Genomic DNA, 9626 nt, shown 5'->3' on the forward strand with positions numbered 1-9626 from the left:
GCGTCTGACGCACCCAATGTGGCCTTCGGTGCGTCAGGCGCACCGAAGGCCACATTGGGGCGCTTGGGTCACCTCCAGCGCGGGTCCCGCCCCGAGGCCCCCAAAGCCCGCTCCAACGCCGAAGCGTCCGAAGGCACGGCAACCGCCGGCCCGTAAACCCCCATCGACCGCGCCTGCTCACCCATCGCCACCGCGGACTCGTACACCGCCGTCGCCGCCTCCGGAGCACAGCGGAGCTCCTGCCCGCCGGCCCGGGCCAAATCCCACCCGTGCAGGACGAACTCGCCCAGCACCATGTCGCCGACCACCGACGACGGCATCCGCGCCGTCCCCAGCGCCGTCATGCCCTCCCACGCCGACGGCGTCCCGAACACGTCCACGAGCGTCTCCGCCTGCTTCTCCAGCGCCGCGCGCCAGTCCTCCGTGACCAGCGCCGACTCCGCCTCGCCCGCCCCCGGCGACGGTGGGTCCTCGCGGCGGCCCGCGGCCACGAGCCACGGCCCCCAGTACAGAAGGTGGTTGAGCAGCCCTCGGACGTCGTAGCCGGCGCACGGCGTCGGGGCGGAAAGGTCGGCCACGGCGTGGGCGACCCGGAGGAATTCGGCCGCGGCGGGCCGCATGAGCTCGGCAGTCATCCCGCGATCCAATCCACCCACCGAGAGGCCGTCTTGAAGGAACGCGACAGCTAACGTGAACGCGTGCACCGGATCCCGCGCGGCATCGTGGCCGAGGCCACCGCGCGCACTATGTTCACGCTGACCAGGCACGCACCCGCGCCCGAACTCGCCGAGTTCGTCGAATACCACTGGGTGCTGCGCTGGGACCTGCGCGGCAAACCGCCCCACGAACAGCACGTACTGCCGAACCTCTCGGTGCACGCGACGTTCTTCCCCGGCGCGTCCGGTGTGTACGGCCCGGCCCACGACGTCTTTTCCCACCACCTCGAAGGCCGCGTCCAGGGCTTGGGCGTGCGTTTCCGGCCCGGGTGCTTCCGCGCGTTCCTCGGCGGCCCGGTGAGTGACATCGCCGACCGCGCTGTCCCGCTCGTCGACGTTTTCGGGCCGAAGGCGATCGAAGCCGCGGAATCGGTGCGGACCGCGGCCGATGACGCGCAAATGGTCCGCGCGATCGACAACTTGCTGATCGCAAATCCCGCCGAGCTGTCGGCCGCCGCTCGGCGAGCCGCCGAGGCCGTGGAATCAATCGCAGGGGATCCGGGAATTACCCGGGTGGCCCAACTCTGCGCGGATACTGGACTGACCACCCGGTCCCTCCAGCGGCTGTTCGCCGAACACGTCGGCTGCACGCCCAAGTGGGCGATCCGGATATACCGCCTCAACGACGCCGCGCAGCGGATCGCCGCGGAAGGAGAGCCGGATTACGCCGGTCTGGCGGTTCGACTGGGCTATAGCGACCAATCGCACTTCATCCGCGATTTCCGCGCCGTGACGGGTCAGCCGCCCGCCGAGTACGCCCGGACGGCGCGGCGAACACCGGACAGTGATCGGACATGAAGAAAGCCGCCGGGCGAATTCGCCCGGCGGCCTCTGCTGGAACCCCGCTTCGAGGAGTTTCCCCAGCTCTCCCGGTGACCTGCGGCCACCCGGAGAGCTGAAGAATCCTCAGTTCTTCTTGTGGTAGGCCTCGACGACCTCGGACGGGATCCGGCCCCGGTCCGAAACGGCGTAACCGTTCTTGCGGGCCCACGCCCGAATGGCCTGGTTCTGCTCGCGGTCGACGGCGGCGGGACGGGCGGAACCCTTACCCGAGACCGGGCGCACCGAAGCGCGCTTGCGGCCACCCGCGCGACGCGCGTGCTCGACATACTGGGCGAGGGCGTCCCGCAGCTCCTCGGCGTTATCCGAAGAGAGGTCGATCTGGTAGCTGACGCCGTCCAAACCGAACTCGACAGTCTCTTCCGCCTCACTGCCGTCGAGGTCGTCGACCAGCGAGACGAGCACCTTCTGTGCCATCCGATTCCTCCTGCGGGGACTTGCGCAATGATCTGGTTACGGGGCGAGCCCCGGGACAGAAGTCTTTGTCTAGAACATTAGTACCCGCTTCTGGAGGACAGTGCAAATCTCATTGCGGTAAACGACACTGGCGGGTTATTCGGGTCGCACGAGCGGGAAGAGGATCGTCTCCCGGATACCGAGACCGGTCAGCGCCATGAGGAGCCGGTCGACTCCCATTCCGACGCCGCCGCTCGGCGGCATTCCGTACTCCAGAGCCCGCAGGAAATCCTCGTCGAGCCGCATGGCTTCGCTATCACCCTGCGCGGCCAGCAGCGACTGTTCGGTGAGCCGTTCCCGTTCGACGACCGGATCGACCAGCTCGGAGTATCCGGTGGCGAGTTCGAATCCGCGCACGTAGAGGTCCCACTTCTCGGCCACGCCGGCCCGGGAGCGGTGCTGCCTCGTCAATGGCGACGTCTCCAACGGAAAATCACGGACAAACGTGGGGGCGTGCAGGTGATCCCCGACGAGGTGTTCCCACAGTTCCTCGACCAGCTTGCCGTGACCCAGCTTCGGATCCACTTCCAGGCCCCTGGCCTGCGCGAATCCGTGCAGTTTGGCGGCGGGTGTCTCCGGCGTCACCTCTTCGCCGAGGGAATCGGACAACGACTCGTACATTCCGAGTGTGGTCCATTCGCCGGACAGGTCGTACTCCGAACCGTCGGGCAGGGTGACGACCTGGGTGTCCAGCACCGCCTGCGCGGCCTCCTGGATCAGCTCGCGCGTCATCACCGCATTCGTGTCGTACGTGGCGTAGGCCTCGTAGTACTCGAGCATCGCGAACTCCGGCGAGTGCGAAGAGTCGCTACCTTCGTTCCGGAAGTTGCGGTTGATCTCGAAGACCTTCTCGATGCCGCCGACGACGCAGCGCTTGAGGTAGAGCTCCGGCGCGATCCGCAGGAACAGCTCCATGTCGAACGCGTTCGAGTGCGTTACGAACGGGCGGGCCGCGGCGCCGCCGTGCAGCGTCTGCAGCATCGGCGTCTCGACCTCGGTGAACCCGCGGCGGTGGAACGACTCCCGCAGCGACCGGACCACGCCGGCCCGCGTGCGCACGACGTCCCGCGCGCGCGGGCGCATGATGAGGTCGACGTAGCGCTGGCGGATCCGCGTCTCCTCGGCCAGGTCCTTGAAGGCGTTGGGCAGCGGACGCAGCGCCTTCGACGTGATGCGCCAGGCGTCGGCCATCACGGACAGCTCGCCGCGCTTGGACGTGATGACCTCGCCCTGCACGAACACGTGGTCGCCGAGGTCGACGTCGGACTTCCAGGCCGCCAGCGCGTCCTCGCCGACCTTCGCCAGACTGATCATGGCCTGCAGCTCGGTGCCGTCGCCCTCGCGGAGACTCGCGAAGCACAGCTTGCCCGTGTTGCGCAGGAACATCACCCGGCCGGTGACGCCGACCGTCTCGCCGGTGGCGGTGTCGACGGGCAGCCCCGCGTGCGCGGCCCGCACCTCGGCGAGCGAATGCGTCCGGGGGACCTCGACCGGGTAAGGATCGATACCCTCCGCGAGGATCCGGTCGCGCTTCTCCCGGCGCACCCGCATCTGCTCGGGCAGTTCGTCTTCGGCGGGCACGCTGGTGGGAGGGGGCTTTTCGGTCATGGCCATAGGGTACGAACCCGGCCGCGCGCTACGCCAACCGGATTACCTTTCCTTTCCGTCCATTAACCTGAGCCCCTGGGTGACCCCACCCACACCCGGCGGGCTTCCTCCTTCGGCAGCCGCGCGGCCGCGTACGCCGAGCACCGGCCCGGCTACCCGAAAGCGATCGGTTTCGCCATGTGCAACGCGCGCGCGGCACCGATGAGAGATTTCCGGTCAGCCTGGGATTGACCTCGATCTTGGTGGAGGTCCGATACTGGGGCGATGGCGAAAAAATCACTGGGGCGGGCGCTGATCTCGCTGGTGTCGTTGGTGACGGCCGTCGGCCCGTACCGCGCCGACTGGAACGAAACGCACGTCAAGAACCCCGCTTGGCCACCGCACGCGAAGTTCCACAACGGCCAGACGATGAGCCTCGGGCTCGCGCTGGGCGTCACCAGCCTGTGGCAGCTCTGGCAGGCCCCGGCGGCCCGGGAGGGACTCGACGCGGGCGCGACGCTGGCGTCGCTGTACTGGCTGACGCAGATCTCGGCGCTGGCCTACCCGGGTTCGAAGGCCGTCGACCCGCCGGGGACGGCGAAGTTCCCGCAGGCGGTGGTGGCGTTCCCGGCGCTGGCGGTGACGGCGCTTGGGTACGTGCTGGAGCGGCGCAGGCTGGCCCGCGGCTGACGCCCCCTTCCGGGCAGGGTTCAGCCGCTTGGCTTCCGCCGCTGCCGTGCAACGGATCCCAGGCCACTCGCCCGCGCCCGCGATCCGGACGTCGCGAATCCGGGTCGCGTCTGCCGCGGCCCCGGACGAAGGCCACCTCGACCGTCACAGCCGGAGTCAAACGTCCTGAATGGGTCATTCAGGTCTCGAGCTGTCCTGAATGACCCATTCAAGACGTTTGCCCAGGGCATCACGCCCCTCGACCTGCGCCGGCGCAGGCTGCTCCGCGGCTGACGCCGCCCCCGTCCCTCCCCGGGCAGGGTTCCGGCAAAGTCGCGGTTCAGCCGCCTGGCTTCCGCCGCTGCGGTGTAACGGATCCCGGCCGACTCGCCCGCGCCCGCGATCCGGACGTCGCGAATGACTCATTCGGGACACCAGAGGTCCCCAATGACTCATTCGCGACCCCGAATCCGACGAAGCCGGGTTCGGTGTCACCTCCGCCTCCCGCAGGGCCGCCTTGACCGCCGCAACGAAATACAACGGGCGCCACGCGCCTGGCCTGCGCAGGCTGACCCGCAGCTGACGCGCCCCCGCCCTCCCTGGGGGGCGTGCCCTTGTCCAGCGTATCGGCGGCCACCGACGAAACACCGGAAACGGGAACCCGCCCAGCCCAGTTGTCCACATTCGCAAGCGCTTGTGGACAACCCGGCTAGGCGCGGACGTTCCGCTCGAAGACCAGCCGCAACCCGAGCAAAGTCAGATCCGGCACGTGGTCGGTGATCGTCTCCGACTCGCCGATCACCAGGGGTGCCAAACCGCCGGTCGCCAGCACCGCAACCGGTTCCGTCCCGCCCGGCGACAGCTCTCGGACGATCCGCCGGACCAGCCCGTCCACCTGCCCGGCGAAGCCGTACAGGATCCCCGACTGCAGACACTCCACAGTGTTCTTGCCGATCACCGACCGCGGCGGCACCAGTTCGACCTTCCGCAACGCCGCCGCCCGCAACGCCAAGGCGTCGACCGAAATCTCGATCCCCGGCGCGAACGCCCCGCCCAGGAACTCGCCCCGGGCGGAAATCGCGTCCACGTTCGTCGAGGTCCCGAAGTCCACGACCACGCAAGCCGTGTCGTGCAGGTGGTGCGCGGCCAGCGTGTTGACCAGCCGGTCCGCGCCCACCTCCTTCGGGTTGTCCACCAGCAGCGCCACGCCCGTGCGCACGCCTGGCTCGACCACGATCTTCGGGACGCGGGCGTAGTAGCGCGCCAGCATCACCCGCAGCTCGCGCAACACCGCCGGCACCGTCGACAAGGCACTGATGCCCGTCACCGCGTCCGCGTGCGGGCCCAGCAGGCCGCGCACCGTCAACGCCAGCTCGTCGGCCGTCATGCGCGCGTCCGTGCGCATGCGCCAGTCACCGACCAGTTCGGTGCCGGAATACAGCCCCAGCACGATGTTCGTGTTGCCGACGTCGACGGTGAGCAGCAAGCGGGTCAGCTTTCCGCGTGCAGCAGCGCGTCGAGGCGGCGCGCGTCCGCCGTCTCCGCGACCGGGAACACCGCCGTCTCCTCCTCCGGCGGCAGGGTCACCGTGCCCGACAGCAGCCCCGATCCCTCGGGCGCGTAGCCCGGGTCGGCGTGCCGGTGGACGATCCGGTTGTCCGCGTCGACGAACACCACGCGCGGCTCGTACGTCGCGGCTTCGGCGTCGTCCATCTGGCCGTACGAAATGAGGATGACCAGGTCGCCCGGGTGCACCAGGTGCGCCGCGGCGCCGTTGATGCCGAGGACGCCGCTGCCGCGCTCGCCCTTGATGACGTAGGTCTCCAGCCGGGCGCCGTTGGTGACGTCCACAATGGACACCTGTTCGCCCGGCAGCAGGTCCGCGGCCTCCATCAGGTCCTCGTCGACCGTCACCGAGCCGACGTAGTGCAGGTCGGCCTGGGTCACGGTGACGCGGTGGATCTTCGACTTGAGCATGGTGCGGTACATCGTGGACTCCTATTCCCCTGCGTCCAGCCGCTCCGGGTGCTCGACCGCAGCGCCGAGCAAAACCGGAACGTTGTCGATCAGCCGGGTACTCCCCACCCGGGCCGCGATCAACAAGCGTGCTTCACCATCGACGGGCGCGGGCCCGAGGTCGGTTCCCCTCAACTCCAGGTAATCCACCTCGACCGCGGGCCGCGCGGCGAGGGTCTTCCACGCGGTCTCGAGGACCGCCTCGGCACCGTCGCGCCCGACGAACGCCCCCGCGGTGAGGGCGGCCGACAGGACGACGGCGTCTTCACGCTGCTCGGGCGTCAGGTAGACGTTGCGCGACGACAGCGCCAGCCCGTCGCGCTCCCGCACGGTCGGCACGCCGATGACGTGCGTGTCGATGTTCAGGTCGCGCACCATCCGCTTGATCAGGACGAGTTGCTGGTAGTCCTTCTCCCCGAACAGCGCGTAATCCGGGCGAAGCAGGTTGAACAGCTTCGCCACGACGGTGAGCACGCCGGCGAAGTGGCCGGGCCGGACAGCGCCCTCCAGCTCCTCGCCGAGCGGGCCGGGGTGCACGGTCACGACCGCGCCCTCGCCGTAGAGGGCGTCGGCGCTGGGCGTGAACGCGATTTCGACGCCGTCCTCGCCCAGCACGGCCAGGTCGTTCTCCAACGGCCGCGGGTACGCCTCGAAGTCCTCGCCCTCGCCGAACTGCAGCGGGTTGACGAAGATCGAGGTCGCCACGACGTTGTTCGGCAGCCTCTTCGCGCGGCGGATCAGCTCGCGGTGCCCGGCGTGCAGCGCGCCCATGGTCGGCACGAGCGCCAGCTTGCGGCCGACGCCGTGCAGGGCCTTGCTGACCTGGCTCATCTGCTCGGGCGACGCGAAGGTGTTCAGCGTGCCGCGGCTGAATTTCGGTGTGGTCACTGGTCTTGGTGCCCTTCGGCGGGATCGTCGAGGAGTTCGGTGAGGTCCTTGGCGGCCGCGGTGTCCTGCAGCACTCCTGCTGCGAGAGAACGCGCCACCGTGCGCTTGGCCATCGCGCGGTAGGCCGGCGCCACGTCCGGCGCCCGGTCCGCCAGCACCTCCAGGTGCTTGCGGACGGTGCCGACGTCGCCACGGGCGACCGGGCCGGTGAGCGCGCGGTCGCCGTGTCGGAGCACATTATCCAACGCCGCCGAAAGCAGTGGCGCCACCAGGCGTTCGGAGTGCCCGATTCCCGCTTCCCGCAAGACTTCCGCGCAGTCGGCGACCAGCGTCATCAGGTGGTTCGCGCCGTGGGTCAACGCAGCGTGGTAGAGCGCTCGCGCGGAGTCGGGGATGCGCACCGGCTCGGCGCCCATCTCGACGGCCAGGGCTTCGCCGACGCTCCAGGCCGCGTCGTCGTCGGCCGCCGCAGTGACGCCGATGCTGCACGCCGCCAGCCGCTCGAGGTCCTCTTCGCGGCCGGTGAACGTCATCACCGGGTGCAGCGCGAGCGGCAGCGCCCCGGCCTCGGCCGCCGGCGCCAGCACGTCGATGCCCTGCGCGCCGGAGGTGTGCACGACGATCTGCCCGGGCCGCAGCGACCCGGTCGCGACGAGCCCGCGGACCATGCCGGCCAGCGCGTCGTCGGGGAGAGCGAGCAGCACCAGGTCCGCCCGGCGGACGGTCTCGTCGGGCGGCAGCAGCGGCACGTCGGGGAGGAGGCGCTCGGCACGGGCCAGCGACGCGGCGGACAGCCCCGACGCGGCGACCACGGTGTGCCCCGCCCGGGCCAGCGCGGCGCCGAGCACACTGCCGACCCGGCCGGCGGAAACGACACCGACCGCGAGACGAGCGGGCCGATTCATGGCGTGCGCCTGTGGACGCTCATGGGTGGCAGACTCCCTCTGCTCTCGTTCCAGTCCCGTTCCGGGTACCGGACGAACGGCGCGAGACTAACTCGATTGAGCGCGCCGCGTTGAACCCGGGTGACCAGCTTCACCCGGACCGGGTCACCCTCGGGCGGCCTCGTCAGCGAGGCGCGTCGCTTCCGCCCGGGCGGCCTTCAACGTGCGAAGGAGCTCCTGCTGGCGCTGCCGGTCGACGTCGGTGGTGAGCTCGCGCCGGTCCAGGAACGCGAGCTCCGTCACGCTCGCCTGGTACACGGCGACGGCCTTCGCGGCGCGTTTTCCGGACTGGCGTTTCGCCTGGCGCCGCCAGGCCCGGCGGCCGGGCAGGCTGGCCAGCAGGTCGACCTCCGACGGCGCGATCCACCGCGCCGCGGCCATGTGCGGCAGGGCGGTGGCGATGATCCGCTGCTCCCGTCGTCTCTGGAGGACGACGAGGTAGACCACGCCGAGGAACAGCGGCAGCATGATCAGGAAGTAGACGGTGAGGAACTTGGACCCGCCGAGCAGCGCGGCGCTGTTCCACAGCGCGTGCAGGCAGACGGCGGCCAGGTAGCCGGCGAGCGGGGCGATGACCCGCATCGCCTTCGTGGTCGTGCGCGCGGCGATGCCGATCCCGATGCCGGTGAGCACGGCGAACAGCGGGTGCGTGAACGGCGCGAGGACGCCCCGGAGGAAGAACGCCGTGATGACGCCCTGGCTGTGGCCGTCGCCGAAGCCGTAGTCGTTGAAGGCGCGGCCGAAGTAGTAGATGTTCTCGGTGAACGCGAAGCCGGCGGCGCTGAACCCGGCGTAGACGACACCGTCGACGACGCCGTCGAACTCGCTGGACCGGCGCCACAGGATGAGGACGACGAAGAGCGCCTTCGCGGCCTCCTCGACGATGGGCGCGGAGACCAGCGCGGCGACGGTGTTGCCGCTGCCCTTGCCGAGGAGCTCGTCCCCGACCGCCTCGGCGGTGGTGTTGATGAGCAGCGCGGTGATCGTCGCGATGCAGGCGCCCCAGGCGAAGGCGAGCAGCAGGAACTTCGCCGGTTCGGGCTCCCAGCGGTCGACCCAGAGGAACCCGGCGACCACGCCCGCGACCGGCACGAGCGCGGCGAGGACGCCGATGGTGACGGCGAGGGGGCCGACCCGCGCCGTGGCGAGGCCGAACAGGAACAGGCCGCACAGGGCAACCACGATCAGCCCGAGCACCGGCAGCAGCACGGTGATCCGGCGAGGCCGCCGTCCGCGATCGAGTCCCGTCGCGGGCGAGAGGGTTCCGCTCACAGCCGGTCACCCTACGCAGACCGGACAGGAACCGGAACGCCACCTGGCACACACGGCGTGCCGTATGTGCTCCGCCGCCCGCGGCGGTTTGGCGGCTCCTCCGCGCGTGCTTGCGACGCACCCAATGTGGCATTGGGTGCGTGAGACGCACCCAATGTGGCGTTCGGTGCGTCAGACGCACCCAATGTGGCGTTCGGTGCGTCAGACGCACCCAATGTGGCGTTCGGTGCGTCAGACG

The 9626-nt window shown here is 69.9% G+C and carries 10 protein-coding genes; 2 read left to right on the plus strand and 8 right to left on the minus strand.

Translation table 11 applies throughout. The features are described from left to right. Positions 1-68: 68 nt before the first annotated feature. Positions 69-635 (minus strand): TIGR03086 family metal-binding protein, encoded by a 567-nt coding sequence (locus AB0M83_RS47470; RefSeq protein WP_364529076.1) that lies wholly within the window; start codon positions 633-635, stop codon positions 69-71. Between the two features lie 111 nt (positions 636-746). Between AB0M83_RS47470 and AB0M83_RS47475 the strand changes: the two genes are divergently transcribed. Next, positions 747-1514: a helix-turn-helix domain-containing protein gene (locus AB0M83_RS47475; RefSeq protein ID WP_364529094.1), complete on the plus strand. Its 768-nt coding sequence runs from the start codon at positions 747-749 to the stop codon at positions 1512-1514. Between the two features lie 108 nt (positions 1515-1622). Here the strand turns inward: AB0M83_RS47475 and AB0M83_RS47480 are convergent, their stop codons facing one another. Further along, positions 1623-1973, minus strand: coding sequence for an Lsr2 family protein (locus AB0M83_RS47480; RefSeq protein ID WP_285477099.1), 351 nt, complete (start codon positions 1971-1973; stop codon positions 1623-1625). Positions 1974-2108: 135 nt separating this feature from the next. Further along, on the minus strand, positions 2109-3620 hold the full coding sequence (gene lysS / locus AB0M83_RS47485) for a lysine--tRNA ligase (RefSeq protein WP_364529079.1): 1512 nt from the start codon (positions 3618-3620) through the stop codon (positions 2109-2111). A 264-nt stretch (positions 3621-3884) separates the two neighbouring features. Between lysS and AB0M83_RS47490 the strand changes: the two genes are divergently transcribed. Next, positions 3885-4289 carry a DUF6640 family protein gene (locus tag AB0M83_RS47490; RefSeq protein ID WP_364529082.1) on the plus strand — a complete coding sequence of 135 codons (405 nt, stop codon included), beginning with the start codon at positions 3885-3887 and terminating at the stop codon, positions 4287-4289. 688 nt (positions 4290-4977) lie between these two features. On the opposite strand, the gene AB0M83_RS47495 is transcribed toward AB0M83_RS47490, so the two are convergent. The 5 genes from AB0M83_RS47495 to AB0M83_RS47515 form a co-directional block, all read right to left on the minus strand. Further along, positions 4978-5754 (minus strand): type III pantothenate kinase, encoded by a 777-nt coding sequence (locus AB0M83_RS47495; protein WP_364529085.1) that lies wholly within the window; start codon positions 5752-5754, stop codon positions 4978-4980. A 5-nt stretch (positions 5755-5759) separates the two neighbouring features. After that, the gene (panD, locus tag AB0M83_RS47500) at positions 5760-6257 is read right to left on the minus strand and encodes an aspartate 1-decarboxylase (protein WP_086674446.1); all 498 of its coding nucleotides are present in this window, start codon (positions 6255-6257) and stop codon (positions 5760-5762) included. A gap of 9 nt (positions 6258-6266) precedes the next feature. Continuing rightward, positions 6267-7172, minus strand: coding sequence for a pantoate--beta-alanine ligase (gene panC, locus AB0M83_RS47505; RefSeq protein ID WP_364529088.1), 906 nt, complete (start codon positions 7170-7172; stop codon positions 6267-6269). Beyond that, a complete protein-coding gene (locus AB0M83_RS47510; protein WP_364529091.1) occupies positions 7169-8077 on the minus strand; it encodes a DUF2520 domain-containing protein in 909 nt (302 codons plus the stop codon). Before AB0M83_RS47510 ends, panC begins: the two co-directional genes overlap by 4 nt. Before the next feature lie 144 nt (positions 8078-8221). Next, positions 8222-9325 carry a PrsW family intramembrane metalloprotease gene (locus AB0M83_RS47515; RefSeq protein WP_364529097.1) on the minus strand — a complete coding sequence of 368 codons (1104 nt, stop codon included), beginning with the start codon at positions 9323-9325 and terminating at the stop codon, positions 8222-8224. Positions 9326-9626 lie beyond the last annotated feature (301 nt).

The organism is Amycolatopsis sp. NPDC051106 (assembly GCF_040682775.1).
Classification (GTDB): Bacteria; Actinomycetota; Actinomycetes; order Mycobacteriales; family Pseudonocardiaceae; genus Amycolatopsis.

Excerpts from the sequence above, each read along its gene's own strand:
- AB0M83_RS47510 (WP_364529091.1), bottom strand. The coding sequence starts at position 8,077 with ATGAATCGGCCCGCTCGTCTCGCGGTCGGTGTCGTTTCCGCCGGCCGG.
- panD (WP_086674446.1), bottom strand. The coding sequence starts at position 6,257 with ATGTACCGCACCATGCTCAAGTCGAAGATCCACCGCGTCACCGTGACC.
- AB0M83_RS47480 (WP_285477099.1), bottom strand. The coding sequence starts at position 1,973 with ATGGCACAGAAGGTGCTCGTCTCGCTGGTCGACGACCTCGACGGCAGT.
- lysS (WP_364529079.1), bottom strand. The coding sequence starts at position 3,620 with ATGACCGAAAAGCCCCCTCCCACCAGCGTGCCCGCCGAAGACGAACTG.
- AB0M83_RS47470 (WP_364529076.1), bottom strand. The coding sequence starts at position 635 with ATGACTGCCGAGCTCATGCGGCCCGCCGCGGCCGAATTCCTCCGGGTC.
- AB0M83_RS47490 (WP_364529082.1), top strand. The coding sequence starts at position 3,885 with ATGGCGAAAAAATCACTGGGGCGGGCGCTGATCTCGCTGGTGTCGTTG.
- AB0M83_RS47475 (WP_364529094.1), top strand. The coding sequence starts at position 747 with ATGTTCACGCTGACCAGGCACGCACCCGCGCCCGAACTCGCCGAGTTC.